This window comes from Streptomyces sp. NPDC034099 (assembly GCF_055575415.1).
The window spans coordinates 630,395-649,097 of the sequence record NZ_JBVISR010000003.1; the positions used below are offsets into that span (position 1 = coordinate 630,395).

16 protein-coding genes and 6 pseudogenes are annotated in these 18,703 nt (G+C 68.8%); 15 read left to right on the top strand and 7 right to left on the bottom strand.

Annotated elements, in window-relative coordinates; translation table 11 throughout:
* Positions 1-22: 22 nt before the first annotated feature.
* The 4 genes from ACZ56V_RS11850 (at position 23) to ACZ56V_RS11865 (ending at position 3,568) form a co-directional block, all read left to right on the top strand.
* Positions 23-781, top strand: coding sequence for a class I SAM-dependent methyltransferase (locus tag ACZ56V_RS11850; protein ID WP_468941405.1), 759 nt, complete (start codon positions 23-25; stop codon positions 779-781).
* A complete protein-coding gene (locus ACZ56V_RS11855; RefSeq protein WP_467379406.1) occupies positions 778-1,587 on the top strand; it encodes a Rossmann-like domain-containing protein in 810 nt (269 codons plus the stop codon). The genes ACZ56V_RS11850 and ACZ56V_RS11855 overlap by 4 nt, the downstream gene beginning before the upstream one ends.
* Before the next feature lie 206 nt (positions 1,588-1,793).
* Entirely contained in the window at positions 1,794-2,597 is an 804-nt protein-coding gene (locus tag ACZ56V_RS11860) for a GHMP family kinase ATP-binding protein (RefSeq protein WP_398915385.1), read from the top strand.
* On the top strand, positions 2,555-3,568 hold the full coding sequence (locus ACZ56V_RS11865) for a pyridoxal-phosphate dependent enzyme (protein WP_467379408.1): 1,014 nt from the start codon (positions 2,555-2,557) through the stop codon (positions 3,566-3,568). The genes ACZ56V_RS11860 and ACZ56V_RS11865 overlap by 43 nt, the downstream gene beginning before the upstream one ends.
* Positions 3,569-4,010: 442 nt before the next feature.
* On the opposite strand, the gene ACZ56V_RS11870 is transcribed toward ACZ56V_RS11865, so the two are convergent.
* Complete coding sequence (locus ACZ56V_RS11870) at positions 4,011-5,198, bottom strand: FAD-dependent monooxygenase (protein WP_468941410.1); 1,188 nt, start codon at positions 5,196-5,198, stop codon at positions 4,011-4,013.
* A 171-nt stretch (positions 5,199-5,369) separates the two neighbouring features.
* Between ACZ56V_RS11870 and ACZ56V_RS11875 the strand changes: the two genes are divergently transcribed.
* From ACZ56V_RS11875 to ACZ56V_RS11885, 3 genes and pseudogenes are all read left to right on the top strand, one after another.
* Positions 5,370-5,705: an ArsR/SmtB family transcription factor gene (locus ACZ56V_RS11875; RefSeq protein WP_361389005.1), complete on the top strand. Its 336-nt coding sequence runs from the start codon at positions 5,370-5,372 to the stop codon at positions 5,703-5,705.
* A 307-nt stretch (positions 5,706-6,012) separates the two neighbouring features.
* Positions 6,013-6,312 (top strand): annotated as a pseudogene (locus ACZ56V_RS11880) (helix-turn-helix domain-containing protein); the annotation flags it as partial.
* Between the two features lie 327 nt (positions 6,313-6,639).
* Positions 6,640-7,458 (top strand): annotated as a pseudogene (locus ACZ56V_RS11885) (IS5 family transposase).
* Positions 7,459-7,715: 257 nt separating this feature from the next.
* Here the strand turns inward: ACZ56V_RS11885 and ACZ56V_RS11890 are convergent.
* Positions 7,716-8,312, bottom strand: coding sequence for a TetR/AcrR family transcriptional regulator (locus tag ACZ56V_RS11890; RefSeq protein WP_398915390.1), 597 nt, complete (start codon positions 8,310-8,312; stop codon positions 7,716-7,718).
* 173 nt (positions 8,313-8,485) lie between these two features.
* On the opposite strand from ACZ56V_RS11890, the gene ACZ56V_RS11895 reads away from it, so the two are divergent.
* The gene (locus tag ACZ56V_RS11895; protein WP_468941415.1) at positions 8,486-9,193 is read left to right on the top strand and encodes a hypothetical protein; all 708 of its coding nucleotides are present in this window, start codon (positions 8,486-8,488) and stop codon (positions 9,191-9,193) included.
* Between the two features lie 253 nt (positions 9,194-9,446).
* Here ACZ56V_RS11895 and ACZ56V_RS11900 read toward each other — a convergent pair whose 3' ends face one another.
* Complete coding sequence (locus ACZ56V_RS11900) at positions 9,447-10,211, bottom strand: SDR family NAD(P)-dependent oxidoreductase (protein ID WP_468941418.1); 765 nt, start codon at positions 10,209-10,211, stop codon at positions 9,447-9,449.
* Between the two features lie 52 nt (positions 10,212-10,263).
* On the opposite strand from ACZ56V_RS11900, the gene ACZ56V_RS11905 reads away from it, so the two are divergent.
* Complete coding sequence (locus tag ACZ56V_RS11905; protein WP_468941421.1) at positions 10,264-10,896, top strand: TetR/AcrR family transcriptional regulator; 633 nt, start codon at positions 10,264-10,266, stop codon at positions 10,894-10,896.
* Between the two features lie 305 nt (positions 10,897-11,201).
* Positions 11,202-11,792 (top strand): annotated as a pseudogene (locus ACZ56V_RS11910) (ISL3 family transposase); the annotation flags it as partial.
* A gap of 12 nt (positions 11,793-11,804) precedes the next feature.
* On the opposite strand, the pseudogene ACZ56V_RS11915 reads toward ACZ56V_RS11910, so the two are convergent.
* Both ACZ56V_RS11915 and ACZ56V_RS11920 read right to left on the bottom strand, forming a co-directional pair.
* Positions 11,805-12,458, bottom strand: a pseudogene (locus ACZ56V_RS11915) (IS5 family transposase); the annotation flags it as partial.
* Between the two features lie 167 nt (positions 12,459-12,625).
* Positions 12,626-13,477: an enoyl-CoA hydratase/isomerase family protein gene (locus ACZ56V_RS11920; RefSeq protein WP_468941425.1), complete on the bottom strand. Its 852-nt coding sequence runs from the start codon at positions 13,475-13,477 to the stop codon at positions 12,626-12,628.
* Between the two features lie 42 nt (positions 13,478-13,519).
* Here ACZ56V_RS11920 and ACZ56V_RS11925 point away from each other — a divergent pair, with 42 nt between their 5' ends.
* The 4 genes and pseudogenes from ACZ56V_RS11925 to ACZ56V_RS11940 all read left to right on the top strand — a co-directional run bounded on the left by ACZ56V_RS11925 (position 13,520) and on the right by ACZ56V_RS11940 (position 16,757).
* The gene (locus ACZ56V_RS11925; RefSeq protein WP_398915401.1) at positions 13,520-13,924 is read left to right on the top strand and encodes a winged helix-turn-helix transcriptional regulator; all 405 of its coding nucleotides are present in this window, start codon (positions 13,520-13,522) and stop codon (positions 13,922-13,924) included.
* Positions 13,925-13,983: 59 nt separating this feature from the next.
* Positions 13,984-14,796, top strand: a pseudogene (locus tag ACZ56V_RS11930) (IS5 family transposase).
* Positions 14,797-14,940: 144 nt separating this feature from the next.
* A complete protein-coding gene (locus ACZ56V_RS11935) occupies positions 14,941-16,383 on the top strand; it encodes a PP2C family protein-serine/threonine phosphatase (protein ID WP_398915403.1) in 1,443 nt (480 codons plus the stop codon).
* Between the two features lie 8 nt (positions 16,384-16,391).
* Positions 16,392-16,757, top strand: coding sequence for an STAS domain-containing protein (locus tag ACZ56V_RS11940; protein ID WP_468941429.1), 366 nt, complete (start codon positions 16,392-16,394; stop codon positions 16,755-16,757).
* A gap of 276 nt (positions 16,758-17,033) precedes the next feature.
* Here ACZ56V_RS11940 and ACZ56V_RS11945 read toward each other — a convergent pair whose 3' ends face one another.
* Both ACZ56V_RS11945 and ACZ56V_RS11950 read right to left on the bottom strand, forming a co-directional pair.
* Positions 17,034-17,333 (bottom strand): hypothetical protein, encoded by a 300-nt coding sequence (locus ACZ56V_RS11945; RefSeq protein WP_468941432.1) that lies wholly within the window; start codon positions 17,331-17,333, stop codon positions 17,034-17,036.
* A 798-nt stretch (positions 17,334-18,131) separates the two neighbouring features.
* Positions 18,132-18,386, bottom strand: a pseudogene (locus ACZ56V_RS11950) (lamin tail domain-containing protein); the annotation flags it as partial.
* 164 nt (positions 18,387-18,550) lie between these two features.
* On the opposite strand from ACZ56V_RS11950, the gene ACZ56V_RS11955 reads away from it, so the two are divergent.
* On the top strand, positions 18,551-18,682 hold the full coding sequence (locus tag ACZ56V_RS11955; protein WP_468941435.1) for a hypothetical protein: 132 nt from the start codon (positions 18,551-18,553) through the stop codon (positions 18,680-18,682).
* The last annotated feature ends 21 nt before the right edge of the window (positions 18,683-18,703 follow it).

An 18,703-nucleotide genomic window follows, 5' to 3' on the forward strand; every position in this document is an offset into this window, starting at 1 on the left:
TCGTGTGACAAGGAAAGGACCCATGGACATGGACCGTGACTCGATCGGCCTGGCTCTTCTGGAGCAGTTGCCCCCACCCCTGCCCGCCGACTTGATCATCTCCCTCAACCAGCCCAAGGCCGACCTGCACACCACTCGCCTCTACGAATGGAACGGCTGGACGTTCGATGTGCCGCCCGGCGTCTTCATCCCTGGCTGGACCAGCCGCCTGATCTACGAGCGGGTGCTCGACGGCCGTATCGAGACCCGCGGCCTCCGCTACGCCGCCATGGGCGTCGGCTTGGGCGTAGAGGCCGTCGCGGCGGGTGTCCGGGGCGCTCGGGAGATCCACGCGCTCGACGTCCACCCGCAGAGCGTGGCCGCCGCCACCGGTCACTACCGGCGCCTGGTCGGCGACCGCCCGGGCACCGCGTTCCTGCCCGCGGTGAGTGACGTCTTCGACGCAGTGGCCGACGACGTCCAGCTGGACGTCGTCACCTTCAACCCGCCCGCCGTCAGCCAGACCGTCAGCGACGACCCCGACGTCGTACGCAACGTCTGCGTGGGCGCGCCACTGCTGGCGAAGTTCTTCGCCCAGATCGCGGAGAAGGACCTGCTCGCCCCCGGCGGCGAGATCTACCTCATCGCCTCCAACACCGCGGATCTGCGGGCCCTGGTCCAGCACGCCCTGGACCACGGACTCAACCCGCACATCGACCACCTCCACGACTGGCGGGACGGCGTGCTGACCTTCCTCTTCCGCATCACCCATGCCACGCCCCGCCCCGGGGGACAGCGATGAAGAACACCGACGAACTCCTCGCAGCCGTACTGGTGGGCGACCACGGCCCCCGCCCCGCCGACCTGGTGGCCACGAGCGTCTTCTGGGTGCACCACGGCACGCGGCTGGCCGGCGGGAACACCACGTACCTCAACCAGTACGTCCTGGTCCGGCTGGGCGGCTCCTTCGGCGCCTGCGCCTTCGAGGACGGCGAGGTGAATGCGTCCATATGCCGCGACGCCTCCGGCTCCCCCCTCGACGCTCTGTTGCGCGAGGCGCCGAGGCCGCTGCGGATCGCCGCGCTCGACGCCTACCTCAGCTCGGTCCGCCCGCACCGGGAGGCGAGGGAGGCGGAGCCGGTCACCCTGCCCGCCGGGACGCCCGAGACCCGGGCGCTGGCCCGGGACGCGGCCATCGCCGGACTCCTGGACATCGAGGCCGGTGCCCGGGTCGGTCTGATCGGTGTGGTCAACCCGCTCGTCGCGGCCATCCGCGAGCGGGGCGGCGACCCCCTGCTCTGCGACTTCAACCTGCGCACCACCCAGTGGGGCGATCCCGTCACCGATGACATGCAGGAGGTGCTCGACACCGCCGACGCCGTGGTCGCCACCGGCATGACCCTGAGCAACGGCAGCTTCGACAGCGTCGTGTCCCGCTGCCGCGAACGTGGGGTGCCCCTCGTGGTCTACGCCCAGACCGGTAGTGCCGTCGCCCGCGCCTTCCTCGGGGCGGGCGTGACCGCCCTGTCCGCAGAGCCCTTCCCCTTCTCGCAGTTCAGCGCGGAACCCACGGACCTGTACCGCTATCGGTCGGCGGCCGCCTCGTGACGCTTGCCACCCGGCGGACGGCACATGGCCGAGGCCCGCACCGCACGACCGGTACCGGGCGGGCGCCCTGCCACCACGGGGAAATCCTCCAGGGCTGCTTCCGCGACGAGAGCCGCCACCTCTGTCACGGGCTCGTCACCCTCCCGATGGACGGACCGGGCAGCACCGCCCGTTTCGTCCGCAGACCCGGCAGTCGGCCTGGCGAGGTGACGGTGACGCCGGCCGGCCGTACGAAGGCGCGCGAGGCCGCCGTCCTCGCGCTGCGCGAGTGCGCCGCCCTACGCGGTCAGGAACCGTGCGGCGGCGAACTGACGCTCACCGGTGACCTGCCGGTCGGGCTCGGCATGGGCTCCTCCACCAGCGATGTCATCGCCACGGTGCGGGCGGTCGCCGACTCCTGGGGTCTGAGGTTGCCGCCGGAGACCGTCGCCCGACTTGCGGTGCGTGCCGAGGGCGCCAGCGACCCGCTGATGTACGGTCGTCGCCCGCTGCTCTTCGCGCAGCGCGAGGGGCGGGTCCTGGAGGTTCTCGGCTCCGCACTACCACCCGCGGTGGTCGTCGGCTGCGCGCTGGGCGGGAGTGAACCAGTCGACACGCTGTCCCTGACCGCCCTCATCGAGGACGGAGACCTTGCCCTCTACGCGCACCTGCGCCGCATGCTCCGCCGGGCGGTGGCCGACGCCGACACGGATCTGCTCGGCAGGGTGAGCACGGCCAGCGCGCGCCTGCGCCAACGCGCCCTCAGCCACCGGGAACTCCCGGCCCTGAAGGGCATCGCCGACCGCGTGGGTGCCGTCGGCGTGCAGATCGCCCACAGCGGCAACGTCGCCGGCATCCTCTTCGACCCCCGCGCACCCGGGCTCGACGGCGGGCTGCGGCGCTGCGGCCTCGCCCTGGCCCGCGAAGGCATCACGCCGACCCGCACCTTCACCACCTTCGTGTCCCCCCACCGACTTGGAGGACCCTCGTGGACGACCACATATCGGAAGCCGTCGGCCGCCCGGACCTGATACGTCTCGACGACGGTCTCGTCTGTCTACGGTTCGAGACGATGAAGATCGTCTCCGCCCTGGCCGCCGTACGCCACCTGCTCGACACCGGCACCGTACGCCGCGGCGACACCCTCATCGACAGCTCCAGCGGCATCTACGCCTACGCCCTCGCCCTCGCCTGTCACCGCCACGGCATGCGCTGCCACATCGTCGGCTCCACCACCGTCGACCACACGCTGCGCACCCAACTCGACATACTCGGGGCCCAGCTGGAGCAGATGCCGCCCAGCAGCGACCTCAAGCTCGACCAGAGCCGCCGCGTCGCCCGCGTCCAGGAGATCCTCCACGCCCATCCGGACTACCACTGGATGCGCCAGTACCACGACGACATCCACTACCTCGGCTACGAAGCCGTCGCAGACCAGATACACGCCCAGACCGGTGGGGACTCGCTCGCGCTCGTCGGCGGCGTGGGCTCGGGTGCCTCCACCGGCGCCCTCACCCACTACCTGGCCAAGCGTTCCGTCGACGTACGGCTCGTGGGCGTCCAGCCGTACGGCAGCGTCACCTTCAGCAGCGAGCACGTTGCCGACCCGGAGATCATCATCGCCGGGATCGGCAGTTCCATCCCCTTCGGCAACGTCCGCCACGACCTCTACGACACCCTCCACTGGCTCGCCTTCGACGCCGCCCTCGCAGGCAGCGTCGACCTCCTGCGCCGGCACGCCGTCTTCGCAGGCCTGTCCACCGGAGCCGCCTACCTCGCCGCCCAGTGGGAACGGCGCGAAGAGCCGCGCCGTACCGCGTTGTTCATCGCCGCCGACACCGGTCATCGCTACGTCGACACCGTGTTCGCCAGGCACGGGGAGGCATGCCGGGTCGAGGACCTGGCCCCACGGCAGGTCCGCGGCACGGACGAACTCGCGCTTCCGTGGTCACGCATGGACTGGAACGGGTCGCCCGCACCGGTCGAGGCGGTGCTCGGGTAGGCCGGACGGTCCACCCCGGCGGCGGGCGCCGACGCGGTGGAGTACGCCCGCAGCCTCCGCAGCCGCCGAGCCGAACGCCAATGGGCCTTGAACAACGCGGCACGCATCCGCCGCGTGGCCGCGCGACTGGCCGCCATCGACAACCTGCAGCAACGGGTGGCTACTGACTTCGGCTGCGTGGGTGCTGTTATGCCGACGTTGCTGCAGCTTGAGGTGCAGGCTGCGGAAGGGCCCCGGGGTGATGCTGTCGCCGCCTTGATACGCCTTGTCCGCCCAGCACTTCACCTCCGCGTCGCGGGGGGTGTAGTCGCCGGCAGTCCCCCTGTCGTGGCGAGCACCGGGAACGGTGGGTGAGGCCCACAGCAGTCGACCTGCCGCATCGGCGATGACCTGCCACTCGCGCCGGGCTCGTCGGACATGGCGGCGCCGACCGGGCTGAGAGCTACCGCGGAGCTGCGCACCGACCGGTGACCGGTCGGTGCGGACCCGGTCTACCGGTTCGCGGCTTCGCGAGAGGCGATCGGGTTCGTGCGACCGACCGCGCGGCCCACCGCGTTGCGCACCGCGAGGCCCGGCCGGGTGGCACCATGAGCCTGGAGAGCAGACCGACGCGTCGCTGCCGCGGGCCTACCTCACGACGGAGCCGCGACTCGTAGGCGGCGAAGGCGCGGGCGTGATCACCGGGGTGGGCGGCGAGCTCTTCTGCGAGGGCGTACGCGCCCGCCATCGCCATGCTGGACCCGTCACCCAGCAGGGCCGTCGCCGCCGCCGCGTCCCCGAGCAGTACGACCCGTCCGCGGGACCACGAGGGCACCCTGACGGTGGTCAGGGGGTCGAAGAACGGAGCCGGGTGGTCGAGGAAGGCTGCCACGAGTTCCGGTGCCCGCCACCGCACGTCGGCGTAGGCGTCGGCCACGGCCTGCTTGTGAAGGGCGATGTTCTTGCGGTCGTGGGGCGTCGGCCGTGCGGCCCGGAAGGTGAAGATCGCGAGCGGAGTGGTCCGCGAGGGATGGACAACCAGCATCCGGTTCGGCACGGTCAGCATCGTCATCTCGGTCGGGTCCTCGACGGCGTCGGGTTCCAGCGGGACGGTCGCGCCGTACAGGCCCAGGTCGCTCGCGAACTGCCGCTCGGGCCCGAATACCAGGCGCCGTACGGTGGAGTGCATCCCGTCGGCACCGACGACCAAGTCGAAGCGCCGTGGCGCGGACCGCCGGAAGGTGACGTCCACCCCGCCTTCGTCCTGGTCGAGAGCGGTGACCGTGTCGTCGAACAAGAACTCGGCCTCGGTCTGCGCCGACCGGTGGAGCACCTCGGACAGGTCGGCTCGGGTCACCTCGACCGTCGGCGCCTTGTCCGAGGTGAGCGGGAGTTGCAGGATTCGCCTGCCGTCGGGGTCGAGCAGGGTCAGCGACCGATTGCGGGTGGCGAGCTCGCGGAGCTGCGGGAGGATGCCCATGCGCTCGGCGACCGGGATCGCGGGCCCCTTCACGACGATCGCACTGCCACCGGAGCGCAGCTGCCGGGCGTGTTCGACGACCGTCGGCCGGTAGCCGTTCCGGGAGAGCCAGTACGCGAGTGCGGGCCCTGCGATTCCGGCGCCGACTATCAGCACCTCGGGCTTCTTCATGACGATGACCTCTCGGAGTGTCGATGACCAGGCCCCCGGCGAGTGCCGGGCCGGGTCTGGGGGACGCGGCGGCACGGGGCGGCGCAACCGGATCCAGGTACGAATAATTTCGTACCTCAGGGAAGCATGCTCTTCAGGTACGATGCAAGTCGTACCTGAAGGAGGTGCCGCATGGCCGGGAGGAACCTGGACGGCCCGGAGGCCGATGCGCTCGATCTGGGTGCGGTGTTCCGTGCCCTCGCCGACGAGCACCGTCGTTCGGTGATGACGGAGTTGGCCACCGACCGCAGCGACAGCGAGCGGGGCTGCAACTCGTTCGATCTTCCGATCTCGAAGCAGACCCAGACCCACCACTTCCGGGTCCTGCGCGAGGCGGGTCTCATTGACGAGATCGACTACGGCAACCGAAAGGGCGTCCGACTACGACGCGCGGACATCGAGAAGAGATTCCCCGGGCTCCTCGCGCTCCTGGGAGCAGGGCCCCCGGCCGATACCGCTCCTCGCTGAGCACAACTGAGGGGCGTCCGATTCGGCCCTGAGCCGCAAGTTCGACCGAGTCCAGCTCGTGCCCGGCTCGCAGGGAGCCGGGCACGACGCGGGCACGAAGGGGATCGGTGTCGCTTCGATCACCGTCCGCGCTCGTGATCGGCGCCGAACACTTCCGCGCGCGCTCCCTCACGCCACCACCCACTGAGGTTTCCTCAACCTGCGTGCGGATCGGGGCCACCGGGGGTGAGGGCGGGGTCCGGGCGTAGAGAAGCTGCTGGTAGACGGGTGCGTGTCGAGTCCAAGCCATCCTGCCAGGAGCTTCCGCATGCTCGTCTACCCAGCCGGGGTCGATCTGTCCACCTCCGCTCTGCGCTTCCTCGCTCGTGAGCTGACCGCACGTCGTCTTGCGCAAGGGACACGATGGCGCCGGCTGGCCGCCGGACGGCAGGCGCTGCTCGTGCTGGCTCATCTACGATGCGGCCATACCTACGCCCAGCTCGCAGCCGGATTCGGCGTGGGCACCACCACCGCCTACCGTTACATGGCCGAGGCCGTCGACATCCTGGCCGCTCTGGCTCCAACCCTCGCCGAGGCGGTGGAGGCAGCCTCCGGTAAGGCGTTCCTGGCCGAAACGTGGCGGCTCATGCGCAAACTGCGATGCTCTACCAGCCGTATCACCAGGCTCGTCCAGGCCGTCCTCACGCTGCACCTGACATGCTCAAACTGAGGTTGGAAAAGGCTCAGTGAACAGCCGGTAATGCTGCCAATGGGTGAGGATTCCTTTGACGTGCAGAATTTCCGCTGCCAGCATGACCGGCGTGACGAAAGCCTGGGTCGCGACCACGTCATCCGTGGGTTTGGTACCCGTAAGAACGTGGGTCCAGGGCTTTACTGGCTCTAACAAAAGCTGCTGATCATGAGGCTGTCGGCCTCTCTGCTCGTATGTCTGGGCATGGGAAACCGTCAGTCGCGGCCGTGGATCGTGTCGGATGAACTGTGGACGCTGGTCGGGCCGTTGTTGCCGAAGCCGGGTCCGAAGAAGGCCGAGGGCAGACCGCGGGTGCCTGACCGGCAGGCTCTGTGCGGAATCCTGTGCGTCCTGCACACCGGTATCCAGTGGGAGTACCTGCCCCAGGAACTCGGCTTCGGCTCGGGCATGACCTGCTGGCGGCGCCTCGCGGCCTGGAACGAGGCCGGCGTCTGGGACCAGCTCCACCAGCTGCTGCTGAACGAGCTGCGGTCGAAGAACCAGCTGGACTGGGAACGGGCGGTGATCGACTCCTCGCACGTGCGGGCCGCCCGACGGGGCCCAAAAGCGGACCCAGCCCGGTCGACCGCGCACGCCCGGGCAGCAAGCACCACCTCATCGTCGACGGCCAGGGAATCCCGCTCGCGGTGTCCCTGACCGGCGGCAACCGCGGGCGACGTCACCCAACTCGAGCCGCTGCTCGACAAGATTCCCGCCGTCGCGGGCCAGGTCGGCAGACCCCGCCGACGCCCCGACGCACTCCTGGCCGACCGCGGCTACGACCACGACAAAAGCCGCCGCCTGCTCCGGCAACGAGGGATCCGCCCCGTGATCGCGAAGAGAGGCGAGCCGCACGGCACTGGCCTGGGCACCTTCCGCTACGTCGTCGAGCGCACGATCGCCTGGCTCCACGGCTTCCGCCGCCTGCGCATCCGCTGGGAACGACGCGACGACATCCACGAGGCCTTCCTCGGCCTCGCCGTCTGCCTGATCACCCACCGCCACGTCCGACGCCTTTGTTAGGACCTCTTTTAAGCGCAGGTCCACGACCTTCGCGACCGCGCCGTACTCCTGACCGCATAGGCCGCGCACCGTCCCTCAATGGCCCGCCACCTCACGGGCGAAAACGCCATCTCCTGGCGCGACCCGACACCGCAGACCAACCACCAGATTCCGGGATGAAGCAACGGGAGAGAACGACCTCTGAGCGCGACGCTTGCTCGGGGTGACCGGGGGGAGCCGACGCCAGGGGCGGTGACGTGCGAACGCTGACGCCGGTGTCAGGTGATCAGGGGGAGGTAGATGGTGTCGACGATTTCCTGGATCTCCTGGGAGGGCATCGGTCTCATGTCCATGAGTACCTGGTGTCGAAGCAGGTCGTAGGGGAGTCGGCTGATGCGAGGGGTGAGTTTCGTGCCGTCGATCTCTCCGCGTTCGGCGGCGCGCTGCGCGACGGATTCGAGCAGCGCCCACCTCTCGTCGATCAGGGACGCGCGCAGTTCGGCGGGTGTGGTTCCCGTTTCTTCGAAGTAAGCGGCCAGCTGTGCGGTCATGGCCACAGCGAACACGGTGAATGCCCCGTTGAGCTGTTCGAGCAGGCTGATGGTGTCCTCGCGCAATGACCCGGTGTCCGGATCGGTGAGCGAGAAGTCATCACTGACTCGGCCGATGGCATCGCGGACGAGGAGGTCCTTGGTCGCCCAATGGCGGTTGACTACCGGTCGGCTGGTACCAGCGCGGTCTGCGACCGCAGCGAAGGAGAGGCCCGCGTATCCGCGTTCCATGAGCTCTTTCCAGGCGGCGTCGAGGAGGGCGGTCCGCAGTTCTGCGCCGCGTCGACGGCGGCGGGGGTTGGACTCCGAGCTTGCAAGATGCATGCATGCATCTTATTGTCGGTGCGGGGTCGCGGCAAGCGGCACGGAACGTGCCTGCCCGCCGGGAAAGTGCCCATTCGCGCAACATGGCGCCGACGCGCCGATACGGCACCCGCGCACCCTTCACGAGAGCGCCGATACGACACCCGCGCACTTTTCACGAGAGGACGCTATACATGGACGCCCGCAATGACGTACAGCAGACCGACCCGGTGACGATCGACGTCCACACCATGGGCCGCACCGTCGACGAGAGCACGGTCGATCAGTGGGAGCTCAAGGCCGCCCGCCGGGCCCTGGCCAACCTCAAGAGCGTGGTCGACGGCCACGTGATGATGGATCTCCTCGCCGGGCAGATCGAGGCCGGCGACCGGTATTACAAGGAGCTCGTCGCGGCCTCGGGCGGCGCCTGCCGCGAGTCGCGTACCGAGTTCACCATCCGCGGCCTCAGTGGCACCGCCCTGGCCAACTGGTTCGCCGCGCAGGCCGGCACCGGGCGCTTCCAGGACAAGTCCCTGCTCGTCAACGCCCACCCCGAGCACTACGTCGAACCGCCCACCTACACGGGCGGCATGGTCGAGACGATCGACGGCCACCTGTGCCGGTTCCAGGTCTCGGTGGCACGCGCGCTGCCCGCCACCGTCGCCGCCTTCCTCGACGACTCGTACCCGGTGACGCTGATGAACGCTTTGCTCAGCCTGGACGACGGCACCCCCTTCGCCTACTGCCTGCACCAGGCACGCGACACCGCCGCCGGCGCGAACGTGGTGGTACGCGTGATCTACCCGTCGGCCGCCCCAGACTCCTTGATCGAGGGCCATTGCGAGCACCTGGCGATCGAATTCCGCAGCTGGATCCGCAACGCAGCCACCGCCAGCCACTGACCCGGCGAAGGTCCCCTTTTGGTGTCCACCGCCCTGGCTGGCTTTGCTCACGAGAACCCACAGCATTTGTTCAGGAGATCAGGCGGTACTCGAATCGCCGCAGAAATCGAACAGTGCACGGCTTCGGGCAGCGCAGGTTCCGACCGAGTCGGCCCGCCGAACGCGTTGCTGCGCGGGCTCCGTGGCCGGATGCCGGGAGCCAGAACGCTGTGTGGAGTTACGCGATGCGCTGCCCTCGCCAAGCCTTCGTTGGTCAGATGCGGGGACCGAGGAACAGGCCACCGCTCGCGTCGAGGATCTGCCCAGTGACCCAGCGGGCGGCATCGGAGGCGAGGAAGGCCACCACGTCGGCTACATCGTCGGGCGCGCCCAGCCTGCCGAGTGCCGTCATGCCGGAGATCTGTTCGGTGAGGCCCGGCACATCGAAAACAGCTCCGTTGCTCGCTGTCCTGGTGGCCCCAGGAGCGACTGCGTTCACAGTAATCCCCCGAGGACCGAGTTGGCTTGCGAGGGTCTTGGTCATCGTCTCGATCGCGCCCTTCGTCATGGCGAAGGATGTCTGGGAGGAGTTGGCCATCCGGGTTGCCGCCGAGGAGATCGAGATGATCCGGGCGCCCTCGCGCAACAGAGGCAGTGCACGCTCGATGATGAAGTACGGTGCCCGCACGTTCACCGCGAACAAGTGGTCGAACTCCGCCCGCGTCGTGACGCCGAGCGCGCCGGCTGGTGTGGCGGCCGCGTTGTTGACGACGATGTCGAGCGGCCGACCGTCCAAGCCGGCCTCTACGCCGGCGAAGAGTGTCTCGACGTCGCCGTCCACGCCCAGTTCGGTTCGGACGGCAAAGCCGGTCCCGCCGACGCGTTCCATCGCGCCGAGCGTGGCCGCGGCCCCGCCCTCGTCCGTGCCGAAGTGCACGATGACCGTGGCCCCTTCGGCCGCCAGCCGAGCCGCGATTGCCTGCCCGATGCCGCGCGACGCGCCCGTCACCAGAGCCGTTCTGCCCATCAGGTCACCCATGCCTTCATCCCATCTTATTGTTAGTTACTAACATGATGGTAGTGTCTAGCATATGAGTGAGCGGCAACCAACCCTGCGGGAACGACGGCGTTCCGAGACGCGGCGCCTGATCCAGGCGCACGCGGTGCGGCTGTTCACCGACCACGGCTACGACGCGGTAACGGTGGCCGATGTCGCCGAGGCCGCCGGTGTCTCCGCAATGACCGTGTATCGGCACTTCCCTACCAAGGAGGACCTCGTCCTCATCGACCAGCCCGCCCAGCTCATCGCCGAGCACATTGCAGCGTCGTCCGCAACACAGCCTCTGGTGCGCCGCGTCGGCAGCGCGCTCATCGAAGCGGCCACGATTTCGACCGGCGGCAACGGAGTCGAACGGGCATCGAACGAACGGTTCCTGCTGGACTGCCTCCGGCTCATGGTGTCGACGCCTGCGCTACGGGCCCGGCACCTGGACAGCCAGTACGCGCTGCAACAGGCCATCGTCGACGCCCTCGGGGATGACGCGACCGATCCCGACGCCGCGTTCCGCGCCCAGGCGGCGACCAGTGCCTGCATCGCCGCGATGCACACGGCGCTGACGCGCTGGGTCGAAGACGACGGACACACCAAACTGCCCGACCTGATCGCACGGGCACTCACCGCGTCCTTCGGCGATGACGCCGTCGCGACCCGCCGGAAGGACTGAAGCGCCACGGACCAGCGCTGTCATCTCTCTTGGCCATCGAACACAGCGCGGTGTCGGTGCCTCCCGAAGGGCTGAACAATCGCTGTCGACACTCGGGTTCTGGCACAGCTTCCGTGCAGCGGCCACTGTGAGTGACAGCTGGATGTTTCGGGACAGCTTCGGAAGTCGCCCGAAAATCAGCCGTCACCGCGGTGGTTGGGCTGAAAGTCCGGGGCGTGGAAGAGGTCACGCCCCGGCTGAAGGAGCTGCTGTTCCCGTCGATCACGGACATCGCAGTGCTGTCGGTTGACCTGAATATCGAGATAGTGCGTGTTGACGCGCAGTGCACGAAGGTCGGCGCCGCCTGTACGGAGTGCGGGGTCTGGTCGGCCCGGGTGCATAGCTCCTACCTGCGGTTTCCCGCTGACACATCGAGCGGGGGACGAAGAGTCGTGCTCCAGTTGCGAGTTCGTCGGCTCCGCTGCCGCAACACCATGTGCGCCCGACGGACCTTCGTCGAACAGATACCCGGTCTCACCCGCAAGTACGGCCAGCGCACCGAGCGGCTGCGCTCCACTCTGGCCGCAGTCGGTCTTGCCCTGGCCGGACGGGTCGGTGCCAGGCTGGCTGCCGTCCTCGGCGTGACTGTCAGCCGGAGTACGGTGTTGCGCCTGGTTCACACTCTTCCCGAGCCGAAGGTGCCGACACCGCGGGTGGTCGGCGTCGACGAGTACGCCACTCGCAAGGGCCGCCACTGCGGCACCGTCCTGGTCGACGTCGAAACCCGCCGCCCGATCGACCTGCTCCCGGACCGGGAGGCAGCGAGCCTGGCTGCCTGGCTCGGCAAGCGGCCCGGCGTCGAGTTCGTCTGCCGGGACCGCGCGCCGTTCTTCGCCGAGGGCGACGCGACCGGAGCGCCGCAGGCCGTCCAGGCCCGATCCGTGCGGGACGCCTGGGCGGGCGATCTTGGGTGTGATGTCGCGGGCTCGGAGGATGCGGCGGTACTTGTCGTAGTCGTAGCCGCGGTCGGCGAAGAGCCGACCTGGCCGGTGCCGTGGTCGTCCGCGAAGTCCTCGGATGCGGGGGGTCGCGTCCAGTAGGGGTGTCAATTGGGTGACGTCGTGCCTGTTTCCGCCGGTCAGGGTGACGGCGAGAGGGGTGCCGTGCCGGTCGACGATCAGGTGGCGTTCGCTGCCCGGCCGTGCGCGGTCGACCGGCGAAGGCCCGGTGTGAGCCCCCCTTTGAGGGCTCGAACGTGTGAGCCGTCGATCGCAGCGTCGTCCATGTCCAGCAGTCCCGCCTTGCGCAGCTCGGCCAGGAGCACCTTGTGCAGGCGGGACCACACCCCGGCCTCGGTCCAGTCCCGCAACCGCCGCCACGATGTCACGCCGCTGCACCCGGTCTGCTCGGCGGGTACATCTCTCCAGCTAACGTTCTTACGCAGTACCTAAAACGATGCCTCGCAGGGCCGCGCGGTCGTCCGCCGGCGGGCGTCCGGGATACCGATGACGGCGCGGCGGCCGGGGCGGCAGCGGCGGAGCGATACGTTCCCACAGATCATCAGGCACAAGATCATCGGGCACCTGGATCACTCTGCCGCCACCGGATCCGATCGCCAAGCCCTCACACCGAACTCGTCCCGAAACAATCAGCTTCACAGAGTTGGAGGCGGCCCGTACGGTCGTTCGACCTGAATTATCAAACGGACTGTACGGACACCTTCTGCACTCCACCCGCGCAGGGCGATTCGTTACGAATGTCGGACGAGGTTCGCGCGCAGCACCTTTTCGAGGTTCAGCTCCACCTCGCGCGTGTGAACCCCGGCCGCGAGCGCTGCCCGGGCAAGCTCTCCAGACGCGGGAGTGAACGTTTCACCGAGCAGGCGGTTTTCCGCGCGCAGTGCGTCCTCAAGCGTGCCGTCGGCCGAGTCGATTGCTTCGATAGCCGCGGCGCGGACACCGTCGGGCAGAGACGCGATGGCCAGTGCGACCCACTCAACATATTCATCCAGTTCTGCGGCGGGCAGAGCTCGGTTCACCCAACCCCACCGCTCGGCAGTCGCCGCGTCGACGAGCCCGCCTGTCAGCACGATCTCGAGAGCGCGAGCACGACCCACGAGGCGGGGCAGGTGGGCAGTTGCACCGGCTCCAGGGACGATGCCGATCAGTGCCTCGAACTGACCGAACGCCGCAGTCTCGAGGGCCGCGAATCGCAGATCCAGACTGGAGACCAGCTCGGCTCCACCGCCACGGGCGAGTCCCGCGACCTTGGCGATGGTGGTCTGAGGCAGACGCCGCCAGCGTTCATGAAGCCGCATCATCGGGCCCGTCCCGACAAGCGTCTCCTCCGCGACCGGGAGGGCGGCGTAGGTCGCGGGGTCCTCCACGAATGACAGGTCACCGTGCGCCAGGAAGAACTCCGGGTTGGCGCTCTGGACCACGATGACGTGCAGATCGGGATCATTCTCGGCCGATGCGGCGACGGCGTCCAGGTCGAGCATGAGCTGCGCCGTCATCAGGTTGACGGGCGGAACATCAACCGAGACCCATAGCACTCCGTCCTGGCGCTTGAGATTGAGGCTGGGCAGGGACTGTTCGGTCATGAGATTCCTTTGGGTTGCCGGTATCTCTGGTATACCTGGTACATGGAAGGTACTTCAAAGAAACCTGGTATCCGCGAAGATCGGGCCGGTCACGAGACCATCGTTGGCCCGCAGCGCGAGCTCCTGGATCAGCTGCTGGACAAGTGGGGTCATCTGCTGCTGGCCGCGTTGTGCCGGCAGCCGCGACGCTTCAACGAGCTCAAGAGAGAGCTCGATGGGGTCACTCAAAAATCGCTGACGCAGGCACTGCGACGGTTGGAACGCAACGGCCTCGTCGAGCGCCGGGTACTGATGCAACGCCCTGTTGCTGTGGAGTACCGGATCACACCGCTGGGCCGCACGCTTGAGGAGCCCTTCTCGATCCTGCGCTCCTGGACCGCCGACCACCTCCCCGAAGTCGAACGACACAGGGAGGCATTTGACAAAGGCGCGGACACGGTTCACTGATTGTTTCGGGATGAGTTCGGTGTGAGGGCTTGGCGATCGGATCCGGTGGCGGCAGAGTGATGCAGGTGCCGGATGATCTTGTGCCTGATGATCTGTGGGAACGTGTCGCGCTGCTGCTCCCTCCTCGTCCGCCGCGGCGTCGGCGGTATCCGGGCCGTCTGCCGGTGGATGACCGTGCGGCTCTGCGCGGGATCGTCTACGTCTTGCGCACGGGTGTGACCTGGGTGGATGTGCCGACCGAGACGATCGGCCGCAGCGGGGTGACGTGCTGGCGGCGCCCGCGGGACTGGACCGAGGCCGGCGTCTGGCCCCGCCTGCACGAAATCCTCCTCGCGGAACTCCGCAGAGCAAGCCTGCTGGACATGGAGGACGCCGCGGTCGACGCCTCGCACGTCCGTGCCCTCAAAGGGGGCTCACACCGGACCTTCGCCGGTCGACCGCGGCCGCCCCGGCGGCAAGCACCACCTGATCACCGACCGGCACGGAACGCCGCTTGTGGTGTCGCTGACCGGCGGAAACCGTCACGACGTCACCCAGCTCATACCTGCTGGACGCAATCCCCCGCATCCGCGGCCTGGTGGTCCGGCCCCGTCGCCGGCCGCGGCGGCTGTTCGCCAGCCGCGGCTACGACAACGACAGGCACCGACGACTCCTCCGCGCTCGCGGCATCACGCCGAAGATCGCCCGCAAGAGCACCGACCACGGATCCGGCCTGGGCAAGACCAGGTGGGTCGTCGAGCGCACCTTGGCCTGGCTCCACCAGTTCAAACGCCTGCGGACCCGCTACGAGACACGGTCCGACCTCCCCCCTCGGCCTTCTCCAACTCGCGTGCAGCATCATCTGCTTGCGACGGCTCCGAACCTCATTCTGAAATGATCAGTAAGTGACCGCGCCCCCGGTCGGCGCACTGTGGCGGGGAGCGGTTGGCGGCGGCATTGGCGTTCGGGCGTGTGGTCGATTTAGGCTGCGTCGGTTCGTGCCGCTCGCGGCGGCCCATCGACGGAGAGGAAAGCCGATGACGCAGCAGGCTTCGGCGGCCCACCCGGCGCCCGAGCGTCGCCCCGAGCTGGTCCCGGATCCGGATGTGGAGGCGGCCCGTATTGAAGCGGTCCGCCGCTACGACATCCTCGACACTCCGCCCGACGGCGCGTTCGACCGGGTGGCGGCGATGGCCGCCCGCCTCTTCGATGTCCCCGTGGCCACGGTCACGATCGTGGACACCGACCGCATCTGGTTCAAGGCCGCGACCGGCCTGGAGGGTGTCAAGGAGATCGGCCGCGATCCGGGCCTGTGCGGCTCGGCGATTTTGCGCGATGACGCGCTGGTCATTCCCGACACCCTTCGTGATCCCGTGGCGGCGGACAATCCGCTGGTCGCCGGGGAGATGGGCGTGCGCTTCTACGCCGCCGCACCGATCATCACCCCCGACGGCCACCGGCTGGGCACGGTCAACGTCCTGGACACCAAGCCGCGTTCCATCACCGAGGACGACACCGCCACCCTGGCCGATCTTGCCGCGATCGTGCTGGACGAGATGGAGCTGCGGCTGTCGGCGCTGCGCGCACTACGCAACGAGCAGGAGCGGCGGGAGGCGGAACGGGCGGCGCGGGAACGGGCGGAGAAGGACAAGGGCGCCATCGCCGCGTTCGCTTCCACTCTCCAGCGCACCCTGCTGCCCCCGGCGCTTCCCGTGGTGCCCGGCCTTGAGCTGGCCTGCCACTACCGCACCGCCTCCGTCCATGATGTGGGCGGCGACTTCTACGACGTCTTCCCCGTCGACGGCAGCCGGTGGGCGTTCTTCCTCGGTGACGTGTGCGGCAAGGGCCCCGAGGCGGCTACTGTCACCGCCCTCGCTCGCCACACCCTGCGCGTCGCGGCCCAGATCGACCCGGACCCGGTCACCGTCCTGAGCACGCTCAACACCGCTCTGCTCACCGACGTCACCGCCGGAAGCCGATTTTGCACCGCCCTCTTCGGCCTCCTGACACCACGGGAGGACGGTGGTTTCACCGTCACCGTGGCCACCGGCGGCCACCCACCGGCCTACCACCTGCGCCCCGACGACAGCGGCGCGGTATGGGTCAAGGCGGTCCGGCCCAAGGGCGGCATGCTCATCGGAGCCTTCCCCCAGGCATCCTTCGCCCAGACCACCTTCCTGTTGGCCCCCGGGGAGGGCCTGTTCCTCTACACCGACGGGCTGATCGAAGCCAGCACCACCCAGGACGCCATGCTCGGCGAGGACGGCCTGACGGGCTTCCTCCATCAGCGCACCGGCCCCCTCACCGCCACCGCCCTGATGGAAGACGCCGTCACGTTGCTGGCCTCACTGCCCGACGGAGCCAGCGACGACGTGGCCCTGCTGGCCCTGTCCGTGTCCGACCCCGAAACCGCACCCGACACAGGCGTTGCCGCCACCGCCCACACCACCGCGGCACCCGAACACTTCGGCCAGGAGTGATGACCGACGTGACCCGCGCACTTCACCTGACCGTCCAGCACCCCCACCCCGGCCTCGCGATCGCCACGATCGTCGGGGACGTAGACATGCAGACCGCGCCCGCCCTGCGCTCCGGGGCCCTGGAGATCATCCAGCAAGGACACCCGCGCCTGGTCCTGGACCTGGCACAGGTCGGCTTCTGCGACTCCGCCGGTCTCAGCGCGATCATCGGCATCTGGCACGCGGCCCAGGAAGCGGGCGGCTCGCTCAGCCTCGCCACCGTCCCCGACCGCCTGATGCGCATGCTCAGGATGACCGGCGTCGACTCGCTCCTGCCTGTCCATGCCACAGCCACCGACGTGACCGACAGCCCGCGCGCCTCCGCAGAGAGGTAAGCAACTGACGGGCGGTCGCTGGTGGTCCTACTACGACCGGGTGTGGGTGACTTCGGCGTCCGGCCTGGACATCGGCCACATGGTATCCGTGCCTGCGACAGCCTGAAACGGTATTTCCGCAGTTCAATGTGTGTCTAGCGGCGTAGTGTCGGCACCTGGAGGCACGGCAGGGGGGCGGGGTGATCAGCGCAGGAGCTTCCGCGCGTGCGCCAGACACGTCCGTGACCGTGGTTCTCCTGCCGTCAGGTGCCACAACAGGGAATACCAGGGCCGGCGTCAGGGCGCGGGGCTCTCAGCGCGGGGCGCCGATCTCTGCTGAGCATCTGCTGCAGCAGCCAGCAGAGCGGCGAGCACGACGGGCGCTGCCGTCTGGTACCCGACCCACACCTCGCCCCCAGCGCTGCTGCCCCGCCATGCCATCAGGAGACCGGCAAGCGTCGCCAGCACCCAGCCGCTGTCGTAGGCGACCATCAGCCGCATATAGGTGCGCGCCATGCGACGGCGCACATACATGATCTCGGCTCCGCCGCCGACCAGCAGGGCCGCACCGGAAACGATCATCAGCCAGGCAGGCACAACCAGTCGAAGGTTGACCAGGACCCTGCCCAGTGGCTGCCGCCGGCGGCCGAGGTGCACTGCCGGTACGTCGCCGAGTGGATGGGCACGAAGCTGCGCTGGAGCCCGTCGGCGGACGAGACGGAAGTGGCGGCCCTGGCCGAGGTGGCGGCCGGGTGTCCGGAGCGGACCGTGACCGTACGAGCCGGTCCGGTAATCGGCGGGACGAGGCAGTGCACACGAACAAGGAGACGATCATGGCCACGGCACGAAGGACACGACTGCGGATCTCCACGGTCACGGCCGCACTCACGGCTGCCGTCGGGCTGCTGGTGGCGACCGCGGTGCCTGCGAGCGCCGAAGTGAAGTCCACCCCGCAGCACCTACATCTGCGTCGCCACCGCTTACCAGGGCCGCGACTACGTCCAGGACATCACCGTCATCACGGGGGACGGCCTGCCGGGGACGCTGCGGGCGTTCGGCGACTACCGGGGCAGCAAGGCGAACGCCTCGCGGTGGCGGTCTGTCGTCAACCGAGAGATCAGGGCTTATCCGAGGCTGGCTGTCTGCGGTGGCCTCGACCGCGGTGGCCGGGTCATCGAGAACCACTGCGTGATGATCCCCTGAAGCCCGCACGGGCCCCTCGTTGTCCCTTCCCCCCGGGGCCCCGGGGATCTGCCATGACGTCCCCAGAGCCCGCTTTATGGAGCGGTGCGGAAGAACGCCGCTTCGCAGCCGTGCGGCACGCCGTCCTTGCAGTAGGGGGGAGGGTGTGCCGCACGGTGCGGTGCCGGTGGGGTTCACCGGCACCGCCAGGGAGTGACTGTGGCGGCCGCCGTGGCGGTTGCGGCCCCAGGACTCGTCGTCGATGAAGCGGTCGTTGTCGTTGCGGAGGGTGGCGGTGTCGGAGCGGTTGTCCCAGACGTAGTTGCGGCGGTCCTGGTAGACGTCGGTGTCGGTGTCGGTGTCGCGGCCCTGCCCGGTGTGGACGCGGACGGTGGACCGTCCGGCGAGGCGGTAGTCGTGGAAGGTGTAGCGGTGGCCGTCCTCGCCGTGCAGCGTCCAGCCGACGAGAAGCAGGAGACAACCTCCGGTGAGGGCGCTTTCACCGCCGGAGGGCTGCTCGGCGGCACGTTCAGGCATGGCTCAACGATCGCCCGGAATTCAATCTTCCGACCGGCTCGTTGCCGACACGCAACTCAGACCTCCGCCCTCTATGAGCCGATTCGGCCTCGGCGATGTCTCTCAGCATTCAACTCGAACAGGCCAAAAGCTCGGTCCTGCGCGCGGCAGCCGACGCCGCTCTTGACGGCAACACACCCGAAGCACTTCGCCGCTTCCCGGGAGGCGGCAGGTACCAGGTCGCCTGACCGGCACAGCGCCGCACCACA

Excerpts from the sequence above, each read along its gene's own strand:
- ACZ56V_RS11895 (WP_468941415.1), top strand. The coding sequence starts at position 8,486 with ATGGACGCCCGCAATGACGTACAGCAGACCGACCCGGTGACGATCGAC.
- ACZ56V_RS11925 (WP_398915401.1), top strand. The coding sequence starts at position 13,520 with ATGGAAGGTACTTCAAAGAAACCTGGTATCCGCGAAGATCGGGCCGGT.
- ACZ56V_RS11850 (WP_468941405.1), top strand. The coding sequence starts at position 23 with ATGGACATGGACCGTGACTCGATCGGCCTGGCTCTTCTGGAGCAGTTG.
- ACZ56V_RS11920 (WP_468941425.1), bottom strand. The coding sequence starts at position 13,477 with ATGACCGAACAGTCCCTGCCCAGCCTCAATCTCAAGCGCCAGGACGGA.
- ACZ56V_RS11905 (WP_468941421.1), top strand. The coding sequence starts at position 10,264 with ATGAGTGAGCGGCAACCAACCCTGCGGGAACGACGGCGTTCCGAGACG.
- ACZ56V_RS11875 (WP_361389005.1), top strand. The coding sequence starts at position 5,370 with ATGGCCGGGAGGAACCTGGACGGCCCGGAGGCCGATGCGCTCGATCTG.
- ACZ56V_RS11900 (WP_468941418.1), bottom strand. The coding sequence starts at position 10,211 with ATGGGTGACCTGATGGGCAGAACGGCTCTGGTGACGGGCGCGTCGCGC.
- ACZ56V_RS11955 (WP_468941435.1), top strand. The coding sequence starts at position 18,551 with ATGTCTCTCAGCATTCAACTCGAACAGGCCAAAAGCTCGGTCCTGCGC.
- ACZ56V_RS11890 (WP_398915390.1), bottom strand. The coding sequence starts at position 8,312 with ATGCATCTTGCAAGCTCGGAGTCCAACCCCCGCCGCCGTCGACGCGGC.
- ACZ56V_RS11935 (WP_398915403.1), top strand. The coding sequence starts at position 14,941 with ATGACGCAGCAGGCTTCGGCGGCCCACCCGGCGCCCGAGCGTCGCCCC.
- ACZ56V_RS11855 (WP_467379406.1), top strand. The coding sequence starts at position 778 with ATGAAGAACACCGACGAACTCCTCGCAGCCGTACTGGTGGGCGACCAC.
- ACZ56V_RS11870 (WP_468941410.1), bottom strand. The coding sequence starts at position 5,198 with ATGAAGAAGCCCGAGGTGCTGATAGTCGGCGCCGGAATCGCAGGGCCC.